Source organism: Cohnella luojiensis (genome assembly GCF_004564235.1).
In the GTDB taxonomy this organism is placed as follows: Bacteria; Bacillota; Bacilli; order Paenibacillales; family Paenibacillaceae; genus Cohnella; species Cohnella luojiensis.
Genome location: NZ_SOMN01000006.1, coordinates 24,060 through 39,858, shown reverse-complemented (window position 1 = coordinate 39,858; position 15,799 = coordinate 24,060). Strand labels below are relative to the sequence as shown.

Genomic DNA, 15,799 nt, shown 5'->3' with positions numbered 1-15,799 from the left:
GTTGATACTGGTGCCGGAAGTTACGGAATATATCGCCGCGTTGGCGGCCTGGTTTAGGCAGCATGCAGATCGCGAAAAGGCGAAATCGATGGAAGACTACATGCGCAACCAGTATCCCTTCCTAGGGATTAAGACTCCCGAGCGGACAAGCCTAACGAAAGAGTTCTGGTCGAAGCACGGAATTCCCGCCGGCGATGAATTGCTTTATGTCGTTCAGCAGTTGTGGCAGCTGCCCGAACGCGAATTTCAGAACGTGGCGATGGCATATCTCGAGAAATACGGCAAACAGGCTAAAAAAACGGATATCGTAGCGTTCGAGAGTTTGATCACGACGAAGTCATGGTGGGATACGGTCGATTATTTGGCTTCCCATACGATGGGCGACCACCTGACGAGATATCCGGATTTGATTCCAGCTTACGCGGAGCGTTGGATAGAGTCCGACGATTTCTGGTTGCGTCGAACTGCCCTGTTGTATCAACTGCGATACAAACAGAGGACTGACGTCGATCGATTGTTCGATTTTATTAACCGTTGCAAGGACGAAAAGGAATTCTTTATTCGCAAGGCGATCGGTTGGGCGCTCCGGGAATATTCAAAAACCGATGAAGACGCGGTTCGTCGGTTTGTGGCGGAAACTCGCCTGTCGCCGCTGAGCGAACGGGAAGCTCTAAAATACGTTTCGCGTTGAAAAGTCACAACTTGTTCATGGCATTGCCTGCCGGACGTTGATAAGATAAAGGAAATTTGGTCAAGCCGGAGGTTGCGCAATGTTAAAATCACCAATCGGGCGATTACGTTTTATTGGTACTTTTGAAGCCATTTCGTTCTTGGTTTTACTTTTAATAGCAATGCCGCTTAAATATGCCGCGGATATTCCGGAGGTCGTTACGATCGTCGGAATTATTCACGGATTCTTATTTTCCTTATATCTGTTAGCTATTCTTAATGCCGTAATCGTTCGCAAACTCACGATCGGCATGACTCTGCTTGCGATTGTCGCCGCTTTCCTGCCCTTCGGGCCATTCTATGTAGACCGCAAGCTTCAATAAAGGAACTGGGTTCCACTATTTCGCCGTAAGTACCGCCCATGGCCGCAATAACGGAACTGGGTTCCTCTATTTCGCGAAAGTGCCGCCAAGGGCCATAATAACGGAACTGGGTTCCGCTATTTCGCCGTAAGTGCCGCCAAGGGCCATAATAACGGAACTGGGTTCCTCTATTTCGCCGTAAGTGCCGCCAAGGGCCATAATAACGGAACTGGGTTCCTCTATTTCGCCGTAAGTGCCGCCCATGCTCTCAATAACTGAACTGGGTTCCGCTATTTCTCCGAAAGTGCCCCCGACCAACCAAATACCCGCGCCAGGAACGCTTATTTCGCCGGTACTAAATGGCCAAAAGTCGCTCCGCGGAAGGAAAGCGAGCGCTCTCGGAAAAATCCGGGTAACGATCGCTTTTTTTGATCCTAAGCAGAGTAATGCGAGAGCATCTGAGCCACCTGCAGCTTTACTTCCTCGAGTATTTCCTGCGGTTCGATTACTTTTACGTGAGTGCCGTAGCTAAGAATGTTCTGGATTGCTCGTTCTTTCGATGAGAAATTCGCTTTAACATCAAGGGACCCGTCCGGATTCGCATGGATCTGGTCATATCCGAATTCGTCTCTCACCCTCGTTCTGACGGCGGGATCAAAGCGCAGTAACGCGCCCACCCTAGAGAAATTCGCTTGGCTCAAGAACTGTCGCTCAACGTCCTGCAACGAATAGTTGCGACGGACGAACGTCTGCGGCAAGCTCTGCGGCTGCGTCATCCGGGAGAGCCTAAATACTCGAATATCGCTTCTATCCAGGCAGTAACTGTATATATACCAAACATATCCTTTTAGGAAAAGCCCCATCGGCTCGATCGTTCGCAGACTTTCTTTTCCCTTGCTGTCCCAATATTCGAACCGAACCAAATGAAGATCTTTTATGGCTTGGTGAAGAGGCTTGATTTTCTCCTTATCGTTAGGCGAGGGGGTAAAATCAAGATCCACGGATGTGTCGACGGAACCCGATTTATTGGGCATCAGAGCTCCGATTCTCTCCAACAGCCCGTCTATATCCGAGTTGTTCGTAGCGGACTTCACTCCGCGCAACGCGCCGCAAATCGATGAGAAGTCATCAAGGGACAGGATTTGCTTATCGACGCGGTAACCTGACAGGATTTCATACCCTCCGTCGGAACCGGGGAAAGAGACGATCGGAATTCCGGCTAAGTTGATCGATTCCATATCCCTATATATCGTTCTCAAAGAAACCTCGAACCGCTCGGCTAGCTCTGTCGCGCTAACGCGGGTTTGATTTAATAAAGCCATCGTAATCGCAAGCAGTCGATCCAGCTTCATTCTCTCGTTCCTCCTTAGCCGTTGTATGATTCCTTTTCATATTATGATACCGAGTAGACCCTGACAACATTATGTCAGGGTTAGGTTCATTCTTCACCCAATTGTTTTCCATTCCTATTCAGTTCATAATCAAAGTAGATTATCATTTATATCGAGAAAGGCACGCACTATGAGTTTCTGGCTCGGGGCGGCTGAACGGGACGGTGCGGACAATCAGATGAAGGGGAAGATGATCATGGCTAGCTTAGAGGAGATTATTCAAGGACGACGCAGCATCGGTAAAGTAAAGGATGAGCCTGTTCCTAAGGATTTGATTGAAAAGCTGATTGAAGCGGCCGTTTGGGCACCGAACCACCACGGCACGGAGCCCTGGAAATTTATCGTGATGACTGGAGAGGGCAGGCGGGTATTAGGTCAGGCATACGCGGATATTGCGGCGGAAACGCTTCAGGAATTGAGCGGGGAAGAACGTGTGGCACGGTTGGAAAAGGAAGTCGCCAAAGCGTTCCGTGCCCCCGTTGTCATTGCTGCGGTATGCGTGCCATCGGATTTGCCGCGAGTTAACGTTTCGGAGGAGCTCGCCGCAGCTCATGCTGCAGTGCAAAACTTGCTGCTTACGGCGCATGCGAACGGCCTTGGCGCGGTATGGCGGACAGGTGATCCGGCTTATCACCCGAAAATGAAGCTAGCGCTGGGGTTAGGGGATCGCGAGCAGATCGTTGGTTTCATCTATGTGGGTTACCCCGACATGCAGCTACCGATCGGCAAGCGAAAACCGGGAACCGTGAAGACCGTCTGGTTTGAAGGTTGACCATAAACGGAAGCGGAACAGAGGAAGGTCTCTGTTCCGCTTTTTTTCGAATGCCCATTTCAGGAATGTTATGGTAAGATTTCTAGGAATCAACTCTTAAAAAGTGATGGGGAGTCTCGCTCATGAATCGTAAATTGGAAGAATGGATCGTCGAAGCGGATATTACGGGCATGCAGAAGGCTATGGAATCCGGGGAAATCACATCGGAAGATTTGGTCCAAGCTTACTTGAATCGCATTCATCAATATGATTCCACTATTAATTCGATCCTGGAAGTGAACCCGGACGCGATCGCGATTGCCCGGTCGCTCGATCGGGAGCGTGAAGATAAGGGAAGCCGAGGGATGCTGCACGGAATCCCCATACTTCTGAAGGACAATATCGATACTCATGATAACATGCACACGAGCGCGGGTTCGATCGCTCTGGCGGATTCGATAGCAGCCGAGGATTCGTTCGTTGCCGCAAGGCTTCGAGCCGAGGGTGCTGTGCTGCTAGGCAAAACGAATATGACGGAATGGGCGAATTTCATGTCGTCCGAAATGTGGTCCGGGTACAGTTCAAGTGGCGGGCAAGTACTTAATCCTTACGGCCCCGGGGAATTATTCGTCGGAGGCTCGAGTTCGGGGTCCGGCGCGGCCATCGCCGCGAATTTAGGGGCGGCGGCGATCGGCACGGAAACGTCGGGGTCCATCATAAGTCCCGCGAACCAGCATTGTCTTGTCGGCATGAAGCCGACGATCGGTTTAGTAAGCCGTACCGGAATCATTCCCATCACGAGCAGCCAAGACTCTGCGGGTCCGATGACAAGAACGGTCACGGACGCGGCAATCCTCCTGGGGGCGCTAACGGGGAGCGATGAACGCGATCCCGCAACCTTATCATCCGGCGCTTCCTATCGGGATTACACGGCGTTTTTGGATGCGGAATTCCTAAGCAAGGCAAGGATCGGAGTCCCTAGGTTTTACTATCGGGATTTGGATGAAGCCAGGCTGGAGATCATCGAAGAAGCGATCGAGACGATGAAGGGCAAAGGGGCGACGATTATCGATCCCGTCCATCTTCCTTGCGAAGAGACGGAATGGGATTGGAACGTGCTTCGTTACGAATTCAAGAAAACGCTTAACGATTATCTGGTCAAATTACCGGAGAATATCCCCGTTCATTCGCTGAAAGAGGTCATAGCGTATAACGAGAAACACGCGGAAATCGCTTTGAAATACGGACAAGGCACGCTCATCTGGTCGGAACAAACGAGCGGGACGCTGACGGAGACGGAGTACTTGGATAGTATTAAGAAAAACGAAGAGTTGGCTCGAATGCAGGGGATTGATTTTGTGCTGCGGGAACACCGGCTAGATGCGATTTTATTCCTCGGGGCGGATGGAGGGGGATACGATCTTGCGGCCAGGGCGGGTTACCCCATAATCACGGTTCCGTTCGGGTTCGCTTCGACTGGAATTACAGTCCCGGGCGGCGCAACGACCAAAGGTCCGCACGGCGTCACTTTCGTAGGCGGGGCTTTCAGCGAACCGACATTGTTGAGAATCGCCTATAGCTTCGAACAAGCGACAAAGCGCAGGTTCCCGCCTAAACTCTAAACTATCTGCAGGATTAATTACGGCTGATCTCAAAGGATTAGCAAGGGAACTCGTAAAAATAGTTATTATATTTATTATATTTATTGTTAAGATGGAAGTTCTGTATCATTAGTTGAGGAGAGAGAGTATTGCTTTGGATAATACGCGGAATATTGGTCATCATTTTCGTTATTGGAGCATTCAAATCTGATCAGCCAGGTTGTGGGTGCCTAATTCTCATCGCCGTGTTAATCTTCATCTTGTGGAGAACCAACACTTTGCAATTTGCTTGGTATTCTTTGAGATATGGTACACAACAATTATTTTCCTGGGCAGGGGATAAAGTATTCGGATAGAGCACCTTCGGGTGCTTTTTCTTTTGCTTACTAACAAGAGGAGGAATCCCATTTGATCACCTATTGTTACAGATCGGCTCAATCCGAATAACTGTTTGAGTGTAAGAAGCGTGTGCTGTCCTCAGTCTGAATTGCGGATTGGCTTTTATGTGCATGCCGATAATTGTAACTAAAGTAGGCAATTTGGATGCTGTAACTATAAAAAGTATGGTTAGAGCTACTCAAGTAGGCAACCTGAAAGCTGTAACCATAAAAAGTATGGCTAGAGCGGCTAAAGTAGGCAACTTGAAAGCTGTAACCATAAAAAGTATGGCTAGATCGGCTAAAGTAGGCGTTTTGCTCTAACTAAATCTATACCGGCATTGTTGAGAGTGCCGCAGTTCTATTTAGTCTAACTACTTCCGCAATGGGAGCGCCGCAACAGACCGCCGGACGATCATATCCGCCGGAAGGACGATTTTCTTCCAGGGCAGTCCGGATTCGCCGCGCTCTTGAATGCGTTCGACGAGCATCTGCATGCCGAGATAACCGAATTGGTAAGCTTGCTGGGCGATGACCGTTAGGAACGGATCGATCTCGGAATAAGGACCGAGATCGTCGAAGCATACGAGCGACATTTGCTCGGGCACACGGATGCCGCGTCCATGAAGAGTTCGTATGACTTCGACGGCGAGCACGTTGTTCCCGGCGACTATCGCCGTCGGCAGAGGATCCATTCGATCAAGCCAGCTTTCGATCTCCGACAAGTCGCTGCGGGGCTCGAAGGCTGTTTCCAGTACATAGCTCTCGTCGTAGGCGAGATCGTTAAGCTTCAATGCTTCCTTATAGCCTTCCAGTCTTAACCGGGCGCTGGAGATGTAGGGAGATCCATTAATCAAGGCGATTCTTCTATGTCCTTGCGAGGTAAGGTGATCGACAAGCTTGCGCGCGCCTTCCTTACTATCGCCGAGCACGATGTCGCTGTCCATCCCCGGTACCTCCCGATCTAGAAGTACGAAGGGCACTTGATGCTTGCGAAGCGTCTCCAGATGGGGCAATGAAGGGTCGCCGGCTGGCGCAACCAATACGCCATCGGCTCTCGTTGCCAATATCGTATCGACGTAATCCTTTTCCTTCTCTACGTTCTCGTCCGAGTTTCCGAACAGGAGGCGGTAGCCGTGTTTCTTGGCCGCATCCTCGGCGCCTCTCGCCAACGTGGTATAGAAGGGGTTGGTAATATCCGTAATCAGCAGGAACAGTAAATTACTCTGCTGAAGCACTAGGCTGCGCGCCATATGGTTAGGAACGTAGTTTAATTCCTCCATGACCCGACGAACTTTCGCTCTCGTCGTATCGCTGATTTTACCCGTGTTATTGATAACCCTGGAAACCGTCATCGCGGAGACACCGGCTTTGGCCGCAATATCGTATATCGTAACCATAAGTGCGCTCCTTCTCGTCAATATCTACACTTATTTTACAAAATTAAAGAATTGACAGCAAGCGTTTACCCTGATAATTTAAGGTTATCGGTAACATTATATTTACCTATGGAGGCTAAAAACTATGGCAGAGCAAAACTTCAGATGGAACGGCGGATTTCCGAAAATCGGGATTCGTCCAACGATTGACGGAAGACGCAAGGGCGTTCGCGAATCTTTGGAAGATCAAACGATGAACATGGCGATCGGCGTTGCCAAGCTATTTTCCGATAACCTTCGTTACCCTGACGGATCGCCAGTGGAGTGCGTCATCGCCGATTCTTGTATCGGCGGAGTTGCTGAATCTGCAGCCGCTGCCAGCAAATTCGCAAGAGAAAACGTTGGAGTATCAATTACGGTTACCCCTTGCTGGTGTTACGGCACGGAGACGATGGACATGGATCCTGCGATTCCGAAAGCGGTATGGGGCTTTAACGGCACGGAGCGCCCGGGCGCGGTTTATCTTGCGGCGGTATTGTCGGCATACGCTCAGAAAGGGCTTCCGGCATTCGGCATTTACGGCAAAGACGTACAGGATGCGGGAACGACGGACGTGCCGGAGGATGTGAAGGGCAAATTACTCGGTTTTGCCAGAGCGGGACTCGCGGTCGCCCTCATGAAAGGCAAATCGTACTTATCCATGGGATCCGTATCGATGGGAATCGCCGGTTCGATCGTGAACGATAGCTTCTTCCAAGAATACTTGGGGCTGCGCACGGAATATGTGGACATGAGCGAATTCGTACGCCGTATGGACGAGAAAATCTATGATCCGGCGGAATACGAGAAAGCGCTTGCATGGGTGAAGGAAAACTGCATCGAAGGTCCGGACAACAATCCGGCCGAGATCCAAACGTCCCGCCAACGCAAAGACAAGGACTGGGAAACCGTCGTTAAGATGACGATCATCGCCCGCGACCTGATGGTCGGCAACCCTCGTTTGGCCGAGCTCGACTACGGCGAAGAAGCGCAAGGGCATAACGCGATCGTCTCCGGTTTCCAAGGCCAACGCCAATGGACGGACCACTTCCCTAACGGGGACTTCATGGAAGCGATTCTGAACTCCTCGTTCGACTGGAACGGAATCCGCGCGCCTTACATGGTCGCCACGGAGAACGACAGCCTGAACGGAGCGGTCATGTTATTCGGTAATCTGCTGACGAACACCGCGCAGATTTTCGCGGACGTACGTACTTACTGGAGCCCGGATTCCGTTGAGCGCGTTACGGGTCATAAGCTAACCGGCGCAGCGGCGAACGGATTGCTTCACTTAATCAACTCCGGACCGGCGACGCTCGACGGAACGGGAGAGCAGACGAAAAACTGCAAACCGGCCATGAAGCCGTTCTGGGAAATCTCCGCGGAGGAAGCGCAGAAGTGTCTGAATGCTACCTCATGGCGTCCGGCGTCCGTCGAATATTTCCGCGGGGGCGGATATTCCTCGGACTTCCTGACTCGCGGCGGCATGCCGATGACGATGTCACGTTTGAACTTGGTGAAGGGAATCGGACCGGTCCTGCAAATCGCAGAAGGATACTCCGTAGACCTGCCTGCCGATGTTCACGATACGCTCGACAAACGTACGGACTCGACGTGGCCGACGACTTGGTTCGCTCCGATCTTAACGGGCAAAGGCTCGTTCGGCAGCGTATACGACGTCATGGATAATTGGGGCGCTAACCACGGCTCGATCAGCTTCGGGCACATCGGCGCAGACCTGATTACGCTTGCTTCGATGCTGCGCATCCCGGTCAGCATGCACAACGTGCCGGAAGATCAAATCTTCCGTCCGCGCGTATGGGGCCTCTTCGGAACGGATAACGCGGAAAGCGCCGACTATCGCGCATGCAACAACTTCGGACCGTTATACAAATAATAATAAGTCGACGACGCTGTCGCCTGTTTCCTCCCGAAGCAGGCGGCGGTTGTCTGTCCATAGAACGGAGAAAACCCATGAGCAGCCAAGCCATTCGCGAGGAATTATGCAAATACGCGCAGAAAACCGTAACCAACAAGCTTGTCGTAGGGCCCGGAGGCAACATTAGCGCCCGTTTCGAGGGTAAAATGTATCTTTCCCCGAGCGGTTTCGCGCTAGATGAAATCAAGCCTGAGCAGTGGGTGGAAGTAGACATCGAGACAGGCCATATCACCGATATCGGGTTGCGTCCGTCTTCCGAGGTTCTGATGCATCTGTACGCCTACCGTCAAAATCCGAACATCGGCGCCATGGTTCATACGCACCCGCCCTATTGCATCGCTTTTACGCTAGTGGAGAAAGACTTGCCGATCATGTTCCCGGACCAAGCCGCATTAGTCGGCAAAACCGTGTATGTGGATTACGTTTTACCGACAACGGATAAGCTTGCCGACGCGGTAGTCGCCAAAATCGAGCATGCCTCGATCTTGCTGGGCAACCATGGTCTGGTAACGACCGGCCGTAACCTTCGCGAAGCTTACTATCGTACGGAAGTGGTGGAGGAAAGCGCGAAAATCTTCCTCATCGCAACGGCGATCAAGGAGCCAAAGGTGCTGACCAAAGAAGAGTTCGAGGAAATCGCGTCATTGGAGAGCGAAGCTTACCGGATTGAATTGTTGCAGAAAATGAAATAGAAACTCTCGTTTCGAATAGGGGAGGGGGAGGAGAAACGATGACAACGGGAACTACGGTTTTGGCATTCGATATGGGGGCGAGCAGCGGACGGGCTTTGATCGGACGTCTGTTATCCGATTCCGATGGGCAGCGAAAGCTTGAGGTAACGGAAATCCACCGCTTTCCCAATCTTGCGATTCAAGTAGGCAATCACCTGCACTGGGATATTTTGCGGCTGCTGCATGAGATGAAAAAAGGGATTCGCCTTGCTTTCCAAAGCGGTTACGAGCCTTCCACCTTCGGGATCGACACTTGGGGCGTCGATTTCGGTCTGCTGGACGCCAACGGCGAGCTGCTCGGCAATCCTTATCATTATCGCGACTCCCATACGGAGGGCCTCATTGAGGAAGTTAGCGGTTTAATCGGGCAAGAAACTTTGTTCTTGCAAAGCGGCTTGCAATTCATGCCCTTCAATACGCTCTACCAACTGTATGCGATGAAGAAGGCCGCTTCGCCGAAGCTGGATATCGCCCAAACCTTTCTCTTAACTCCTGACTTATTAACGTATTTGCTAACCGGCGTGAAGTCATGCGAGTTCACGATGGCGACCACAACACAGCTCTACCATCCGGGAACGCAAGCATGGAATACGGAATTGATGGATAAGCTAGGGATTCCTTCCCGCCTGTTCCTAGAACCTATCCAACCGGGAACGATCGTTGGACCATTGTCGCCGGGCGTTACCGCCGAGTTGGGTATCCCTTCCATGCAGGCCGTAGCCGTCGGAACTCACGATACGGAATCGGCGATTGCGGCGGTACCTGCGGGTGATGGTCCTTTTGCTTTTCTCGTATGCGGGACGTGGTCGTTGCTTGGAACGGAAATGTCGCAACCTCTGCTCAGCGAAGAGGCGATGAAGCTTGAATTTTCCAACGAAGGCGGAGTAGGCGGCACCTACCAATTGCTTAAAAACATCATGGGCCTATGGTTGCTTCAGGAGTGCAAACGGGAATGGGATGAGCAAGGGAAAGAGATAAGCTTTCCCGAGCTCGTTCGTCTTGCCGAGCAAGCGGCACCGTTCCGAAGTCTCGTTCATCCGGACGACCCGAGATTTTTCTCGCCTGGCGGTATGGCGGACAAAATCCGCGGCTTCTGCGAAGAGACGAATCAACCGATTCCCCAATCCGAGGGAGAGATCGTTCGCTGCATTCTGGAAAGCTTGGCATTGCGTTATCGTCAGGCGCTAGAGCAGGCGGAGCAACTTACCGCTCGTCATTACGGAGGCCTGCATATGGTCGGAGGCGGCATTCAAAATCAGCTGCTGTGTAGATTTACGGCAAACGCATTAGGAAAGCCGGTATGGGCAGGGCCTATCGAAGCAAGCGCAATCGGTAATATGCTGATGCAGCTTGTGGCGTTAGGAGATTGCAAGGATTTGAGGGAAGCTCGCAACCTCGTTGCTGCCTCGTTCCCAATCGACGTGTACGAACCGAGTGCGGATGCTGGCTGGTCGACTGCCTACGGGACTTTTCTTCACTTTGGCAGAGTTTAATAGTAGCGTTCAATCTAGGGGGTAACGGATATGCTGATCGGTATTTCCAGCTTGATTTCGCCTGAGCTTCTTAAAGTAATCATGGAGATGGGGCATAGCGACGAGATCGTGCTCGCGGACGGCAACTTTCCAGCAGCTAGCCACGCGCAGAGATTGATCCGCGCCGACGGGCATGGCATTCCCGAGCTGCTCGATGCGATCCTTCGTTTGTTCCCATTGGACTCTTACGTGGATAAACCGGTGGCGCTTATGCAAGTGGTACCGGGAGATACGGCGGAAACTCCAATCTGGAACGTCTATGGCGAGATCATCGAAGCGCGTTCGGGTTTCACGGCGCCGTTCGAAGAAGTGGAACGCTTCGCGTTCTATGAACGTGCCAAGAACGCCTATGCAATAGTTGCAACCGGCGAGGGAGCGCTTTATGCGAACGTGATTTTGAAGAAGGGCGTTATTAAGGGGTAATTTCATAAAATGATTCCGAATCCTGTTCCTATCACTCTGGGTGCAGGATTTTTCGCTTATGGAGAGTGAGATAAGTAGGTATTTCCATCCGGGCGTCGAACTAACAGGTAGAACACATCCTTGAGGAGGAAATAAGATGGAAAACCAACCAATCTATAAGGATAACAATTTTACGATAACGAAGGAATTGTTCATTAGCGGCAACACCCGATTCGCGATGCAGCATCTGTGTTCGGTTAAACTCGTCAAATCCAAAAGACAGATCCCTTATACGCTGCTGGTTCTTGAAATCCTCCTAATTGTAACCGGATTCACGTGGGACTTCCGATTTCATTCCATCTTATCCCTCATTGGAATTCTAGGCCTCATAGCATCGATAGCATTATATATATTCATTAAACCCGTCCACAAGCTTTGGTTGGTGTTCACTTCAGGCGAAAGAGAGATGATCGGGGTTACCGATTACGCTTATCTGGAGGGACTGGCCAATGCGTTCAGCCGCTGCATCGTGGAGACGAAGCAGCGGAGCCTGATGATTAGTTAGCATATAAAGTCCTGGTCTAAGGCCAAAAGACCTCTGAGCTCGCCGCAAGGGCGAAACCGGAGGTCTTTTATCGTCGCTATTGCATTATTTGGACTCGCCATTCAAATAGTTATAGAACGGACCATCTACCCAGAAATCATAGTTGATGACCTTCAACGAAGGATCGAGTTTCCGGAAGCCGGACGTTACGGCGGCGGATTGTTCCTTCAAAGAGAAGGATTGTGCGTAGTAGCGGCCCTTTTCGATTTTGTTGTTGGAGATTTTCTTGTAATTGTTAAGTTCGGTTAAGGAGTAGTACAGCGGCTGCCACCAAGACCCGTAGATGAGGCCCGGTTGGTTGTCTTCGTTCTTCTTGGCATACTGGAGCACGATTTGATCGAAACGGGATTTGTCGGCGACCGTGGCGAATTCAAACGCGAGATCGTATTCTTTGGCGTATTCGATGTAGTTGCCGTTCTCGATTTGAACGACCTCGTATAAGTCGGATACCCCCGGATCGCCCCATTCCTTTAAGTAGATGAAGGCAGAGGTTTTAGGCTCGAATTGAACCTTGGCAATGATTTTCTCGCTGCGCAGGAGTCCGATCAGTTGGAGCGCGTGCTGGAAATCCGAATGTCCATAGACTAACGACAGCGAATCTATGAAGTTTGCATCGTAACGGCTATCCTTCAAGTTGTAGCCCGTCACGAGATTTTGCTTGAGCGCTTCGTCGACGATTTTCTGAAGCTCAGGCGCTCTAATGATATCGGATGTGTCATAGGCATCGTTCAATTTGGCGTAAATATCCGAATCCGACGAGTAACCGACATAGTGCTTATATTGGCCTTTGACTTCCAAGACTTTACCGATCAAGAAGGTAGCGAGAGCTTGGGATGCCTTCCCGCCGTTCTTGATTTCGCCATAGAATTCGGAGGGGAGCAATCCGGCGTCTACGGCCGCAGCCAGCTCTTGCGCGCCTCTGGAACTGTACGCGCCCGAGCTCCAGTTCAGCTTCAGCTTGGAGAGGGCGGTTTTAACTTTGGCTGTCGGATACGTATAAGCTAGTTCTTCAAGGTCGGCGGCCTTTAATGACAACTGTACGGCTTCAAGCGCGGACAAGCGAGTCGATGCCTTAACGGTCGTTGAAGTTAAGATTCCTTTCTCGTATAACGCCGCGGCCTCTTTATAATAGGGGGAGCCATCGGCAAGATCTGAGAAAGTTACGGCTTTCGCGGGCGCTTCGTAATCTAGCGCGCCCGCGATAGCGGATACGAATTGGCCTTTGGTTACCTTCTCGTGGAGAACAACCCCATGCTTTTCCTGCAAAAACAGCGCATATTCTTTTACGATCGACGGTGATGCGGAAGCGGCTTGATCCGTATGTACGTTAGCTGCCGATGCCCATGAGCTTGCACCGGTAATCGAACTCGAGAGAAGAATAACGCTGGCTAGCACAAGCTTGGAACCCGCTCGCAATGTTTTTTGCATGATAAAACCTCCATATCTTATGAGAATACTAAGAAATAATGGAAATCATATCATCCTCTCATTCCACAGTCAATAAAAAACCGACAAGTCGCTAACCGTCTAGGGAAGCAATTGTCGGGATATCGGGTAAATTATTTGCGGATTAATCGTTCGCGGACATCCGCAATGATCTCGAAAGATCTTAACCGGGCGCCATGGTCGAAGATTTGCGAAGCGATGATCAACTCGTCCGCATCGGTCTCATCGATAACTGCTTGTAGCCTTGTGTTTACTTGCTCCGGATTTCCGACCACGGCATAGCCGAATTGCTTACGAAGAGCCGCTTCTTCATGCGGAGACCATAGATCGTCCATGCTATCCACAGGAGGAGGCAATTGACTGAACCGGCCTCGGATCATATTAAGGAAGGCTTGCTGCTGCGAGGTGGCTAGCCGCTTTGCTTCCTGTTCCGTGTCCGCGGCGGTGACGCTCACGCCGACCATCGCGTAAGGCTTATCCAATGCTTCCGAGGGACGGAAGTTGCTGCGGTACAATTCCAATGCCGGAAGCAAATAATCCGGAGCGAAATGGCTTGCGAATGCGAACGGAAGTCCGAGCCGTCCGGCCAATTGCGCGCTGAAGCCGCTTGAGCCGAGCAACCAAATCGGAATGTTCAGCCCTTCACCCGGAATGGCGCGAACCGCGTTATGAATAGCGGCGCCGGAGGGGTTAAAGTAGGACCGAAGCTCGTTCAACAATTCCGGAAAATCCTCTCCGCCCGCTTCCAGTCCCCGGCGCAGTACTCGCGATGCGGCTTGATCGGAGCCCGGCGCTCTTCCGAGACCTAAATCTATCCGATTCGGGAACAGGGACTCGAGCGTACCGAATTGTTCGGCGATGACCAAAGGGGCATGATTCGGCAGCATGATGCCGCCGGAGCCTACCCGAATCGTCGTCGTTCCGGCCGCGACGTGACCGATTACGACGGATGTCGCCGAGCTCGCGATACCGGGCATGTTGTGGTGCTCCGCGAGCCAGAAACGGTGGTAGCCCCACTTCTCGGCATGTTGCGCAAGATCGAGCGAATTCCGAAGAGAAACGGCTGGCGTGCTGCCCATAGTGATGCTGGCTAGGTCAAGAACGGAGAAAGTGACGGGACGGGATGTTGTCATGCTAATGGTCCTCCTCTTATTTGAAACTGAGATATCGGAAATGATGACATTATGGTCAATATATTGACTAAATAACCGTATAGAATCGCCTAAATATGCCTAGCGGCGGGGAGCTAATGATCGTCGTTCATATTGTCGATCAATTGCTGCAGGCATTTATTGAAAGAGGAGAGTTCCTCGAGCTTAATGTGCTCGAAAGAGGCCTCATTATTCGTAATTCCGAATCGATCCAGGTGTTGAAGCGCCTGTTTTCCCTTTTCCGTAAGGCTAACCAAGGTGATTCTGCGGTCATCCTGGCATTCGTACGTCTTGACGAATTGTCCCTGCTTCAGGCGTTCGATCATGCCCGTCATGTTCTGTTTGGTGACGAGCGTATTCTTCCCCAACTGTCTCAAGGATAAATCCCCGTCGGACAAGGCGGAAAGAATGAACCACTGATGCACGCTCGTGAGCCCGACCTCGGCTGCCAATTTCCGGCCGATTCGTTCAAGCAGGTTAGAGCATCGAAAGATGTTCACGACGATGCTTCCGTGCAAATGATCTTGATTGTCCAAAGCGGTTGCTCCATAAGTCAATTTGTTGATTATATCCTACCCAAACGGGAATGCAATGTCAACCGGCTACATGCCATGAGACTTCTTGAACTGCTCCGGGCTCATCCCTTCTAATTTCTTGAAAACGGAGCTGAAATAACTGGGGTTCTCGAAGCCGACGCGAGCAGCGATTTCTTGCATTTTCAGGCTCGGTTCGCGGAACATCCATTCTTTGCTTTTATGAATACGCTCGCGATTGACGTATTCCATTGGCCGCATGTTTAGGGTGACCTTGAACAAATGGCAGAGATATTGGGCGCTTACCCCGATACATCCGGCTAGCTCGTCGATCGTGACCGTGCGGTGGCAGTTGCTTTCGATAAACAGGGTAACCGGATGAAGTTTTATTTGATTGTGAGCTACGGATGGATTGCTCATCCATACGTTTTTCATGAGATCCATCAAGAAGGCGTAAAGCAGTTTGGAGCATTCCATGCCTAGGAAGGGATGGCCTGAAGTGGACAAAGCGTAAATGCTTTTCATTTGCGCGATAAGGCCGTCGGGAGAATGGACCGGGTAAACGCCGGATTTAGTTATGCCTGCTTGCCTGATGAGGGACGACATGAAACTGCCGTTAAAAGAAATAAATTGAACCTCCCATGGTTCGGAAACGGGAAGGTACAGGTGGGGCTCGTGGGGGAAAAGGAAAAATCCTTGTCCCGGCTTAACCAGGTATCGCTTGTCCCCTACGCGCAATTCCCCCGTACCTGAAAGGACTTGAAGCCATTGGTAGTCGGGGAATCCTTCCGGTCTCTTCGTTCGTTCCTGGGAGTCCCAATGGCCGGCGCTGGTTAAATAAATCGGGAGCTGCGAATCTTTCTCCGTCACGATGGGGAATGAGAACAAAGTT

Annotated in this window: 16 protein-coding genes; 9 read left to right on the top strand and 7 right to left on the bottom strand. The window is 51.2% G+C overall.

Annotated elements, in window-relative coordinates:
- Positions 1 to 10 precede the first annotated feature (10 nt).
- Together E2980_RS06980 and E2980_RS06975 are read left to right on the top strand one after the other, a co-directional pair.
- Complete coding sequence (locus E2980_RS06980) at positions 11 to 691, top strand: DNA alkylation repair protein (protein ID WP_240702917.1); 681 nt, start codon at positions 11 to 13, stop codon at positions 689 to 691.
- A gap of 79 nt (positions 692 to 770) precedes the next feature.
- Entirely contained in the window at positions 771 to 1,052 is a 282-nt protein-coding gene (locus E2980_RS06975) for a DUF3817 domain-containing protein (RefSeq protein ID WP_135151430.1), read from the top strand.
- Positions 1,053 to 1,118: 66 nt separating this feature from the next.
- On the opposite strand, the gene E2980_RS06970 is transcribed toward E2980_RS06975, so the two are convergent.
- Both E2980_RS06970 and E2980_RS06965 read right to left on the bottom strand, forming a co-directional pair.
- The gene (locus E2980_RS06970) at positions 1,119 to 1,349 is read right to left on the bottom strand and encodes a hypothetical protein (protein WP_135151429.1); all 231 of its coding nucleotides are present in this window, start codon (positions 1,347 to 1,349) and stop codon (positions 1,119 to 1,121) included.
- 116 nt (positions 1,350 to 1,465) lie between these two features.
- Positions 1,466 to 2,383, bottom strand: coding sequence for a helix-turn-helix transcriptional regulator (locus E2980_RS06965; protein ID WP_135151428.1), 918 nt, complete (start codon positions 2,381 to 2,383; stop codon positions 1,466 to 1,468).
- A gap of 169 nt (positions 2,384 to 2,552) precedes the next feature.
- On the opposite strand from E2980_RS06965, the gene E2980_RS06960 reads away from it, so the two are divergent.
- Complete coding sequence (locus tag E2980_RS06960) at positions 2,553 to 3,194, top strand: nitroreductase family protein (RefSeq protein ID WP_338080639.1); 642 nt, start codon at positions 2,553 to 2,555, stop codon at positions 3,192 to 3,194.
- Positions 3,195 to 3,316: 122 nt separating this feature from the next.
- Entirely contained in the window at positions 3,317 to 4,795 is a 1,479-nt protein-coding gene (locus E2980_RS06955; RefSeq protein WP_135151427.1) for an amidase family protein, read from the top strand.
- A 730-nt stretch (positions 4,796 to 5,525) separates the two neighbouring features.
- Here the strand turns inward: E2980_RS06955 and E2980_RS06945 are convergent.
- Positions 5,526 to 6,551 carry a LacI family DNA-binding transcriptional regulator gene (locus E2980_RS06945; RefSeq protein WP_135151425.1) on the bottom strand — a complete coding sequence of 342 codons (1,026 nt, stop codon included), beginning with the start codon at positions 6,549 to 6,551 and terminating at the stop codon, positions 5,526 to 5,528.
- A gap of 124 nt (positions 6,552 to 6,675) precedes the next feature.
- On the opposite strand from E2980_RS06945, the gene E2980_RS06940 reads away from it, so the two are divergent.
- From E2980_RS06940 to E2980_RS06920, 5 genes are all read left to right on the top strand, one after another.
- Positions 6,676 to 8,466 (top strand): L-fucose isomerase, encoded by a 1,791-nt coding sequence (locus E2980_RS06940; RefSeq protein WP_135151424.1) that lies wholly within the window; start codon positions 6,676 to 6,678, stop codon positions 8,464 to 8,466.
- A gap of 77 nt (positions 8,467 to 8,543) precedes the next feature.
- Positions 8,544 to 9,200, top strand: a complete 657-nt coding sequence (locus tag E2980_RS06935; RefSeq protein ID WP_135151423.1) for a class II aldolase/adducin family protein — start codon at positions 8,544 to 8,546, stop codon at positions 9,198 to 9,200.
- Between the two features lie 38 nt (positions 9,201 to 9,238).
- Positions 9,239 to 10,732: a rhamnulokinase gene (locus E2980_RS06930; RefSeq protein WP_135151422.1), complete on the top strand. Its 1,494-nt coding sequence runs from the start codon at positions 9,239 to 9,241 to the stop codon at positions 10,730 to 10,732.
- A 30-nt stretch (positions 10,733 to 10,762) separates the two neighbouring features.
- Positions 10,763 to 11,194 carry an L-fucose mutarotase gene (gene fucU / locus E2980_RS06925; protein ID WP_135151421.1) on the top strand — a complete coding sequence of 144 codons (432 nt, stop codon included), beginning with the start codon at positions 10,763 to 10,765 and terminating at the stop codon, positions 11,192 to 11,194.
- Positions 11,195 to 11,330: 136 nt separating this feature from the next.
- A complete protein-coding gene (locus E2980_RS06920) occupies positions 11,331 to 11,738 on the top strand; it encodes a DUF6232 family protein (protein ID WP_135151420.1) in 408 nt (135 codons plus the stop codon).
- Between the two features lie 84 nt (positions 11,739 to 11,822).
- Here the strand turns inward: E2980_RS06920 and E2980_RS06915 are convergent, their stop codons facing one another.
- The 4 genes from E2980_RS06915 to E2980_RS06900 all read right to left on the bottom strand — a co-directional run bounded on the left by E2980_RS06915 (position 11,823) and on the right by E2980_RS06900 (position 15,795).
- The gene (locus tag E2980_RS06915) at positions 11,823 to 13,205 is read right to left on the bottom strand and encodes a hypothetical protein (protein ID WP_135151419.1); all 1,383 of its coding nucleotides are present in this window, start codon (positions 13,203 to 13,205) and stop codon (positions 11,823 to 11,825) included.
- Positions 13,206 to 13,336: 131 nt separating this feature from the next.
- On the bottom strand, positions 13,337 to 14,356 hold the full coding sequence (locus E2980_RS06910; protein ID WP_135151418.1) for an LLM class flavin-dependent oxidoreductase: 1,020 nt from the start codon (positions 14,354 to 14,356) through the stop codon (positions 13,337 to 13,339).
- Between the two features lie 113 nt (positions 14,357 to 14,469).
- Positions 14,470 to 14,910 (bottom strand): MarR family winged helix-turn-helix transcriptional regulator, encoded by a 441-nt coding sequence (locus tag E2980_RS06905; protein WP_167747018.1) that lies wholly within the window; start codon positions 14,908 to 14,910, stop codon positions 14,470 to 14,472.
- Positions 14,911 to 14,976: 66 nt separating this feature from the next.
- A complete protein-coding gene (locus tag E2980_RS06900; RefSeq protein ID WP_135151416.1) occupies positions 14,977 to 15,795 on the bottom strand; it encodes an AraC family transcriptional regulator in 819 nt (272 codons plus the stop codon).
- Between the last annotated feature and the right edge of the window lie 4 nt (positions 15,796 to 15,799).

Bases quoted from the DNA above. Each gene is read 5' to 3' on its own strand.
- E2980_RS06955 (WP_135151427.1), top strand. From the start codon at position 3,317: ATGAATCGTAAATTGGAAGAATGGATCGTCGAAGCGGATATTACGGGC.
- E2980_RS06935 (WP_135151423.1), top strand. From the start codon at position 8,544: ATGAGCAGCCAAGCCATTCGCGAGGAATTATGCAAATACGCGCAGAAA.
- E2980_RS06965 (WP_135151428.1), bottom strand. From the start codon at position 2,383: ATGAAGCTGGATCGACTGCTTGCGATTACGATGGCTTTATTAAATCAA.
- E2980_RS06920 (WP_135151420.1), top strand. From the start codon at position 11,331: ATGGAAAACCAACCAATCTATAAGGATAACAATTTTACGATAACGAAG.
- E2980_RS06975 (WP_135151430.1), top strand. From the start codon at position 771: ATGTTAAAATCACCAATCGGGCGATTACGTTTTATTGGTACTTTTGAA.
- E2980_RS06930 (WP_135151422.1), top strand. From the start codon at position 9,239: ATGACAACGGGAACTACGGTTTTGGCATTCGATATGGGGGCGAGCAGC.
- E2980_RS06960 (WP_338080639.1), top strand. From the start codon at position 2,553: ATGAGTTTCTGGCTCGGGGCGGCTGAACGGGACGGTGCGGACAATCAG.
- E2980_RS06910 (WP_135151418.1), bottom strand. From the start codon at position 14,356: ATGACAACATCCCGTCCCGTCACTTTCTCCGTTCTTGACCTAGCCAGC.
- E2980_RS06940 (WP_135151424.1), top strand. From the start codon at position 6,676: ATGGCAGAGCAAAACTTCAGATGGAACGGCGGATTTCCGAAAATCGGG.
- fucU (WP_135151421.1), top strand. From the start codon at position 10,763: ATGCTGATCGGTATTTCCAGCTTGATTTCGCCTGAGCTTCTTAAAGTA.
- E2980_RS06945 (WP_135151425.1), bottom strand. From the start codon at position 6,551: ATGGTTACGATATACGATATTGCGGCCAAAGCCGGTGTCTCCGCGATG.
- E2980_RS06915 (WP_135151419.1), bottom strand. From the start codon at position 13,205: ATGCAAAAAACATTGCGAGCGGGTTCCAAGCTTGTGCTAGCCAGCGTT.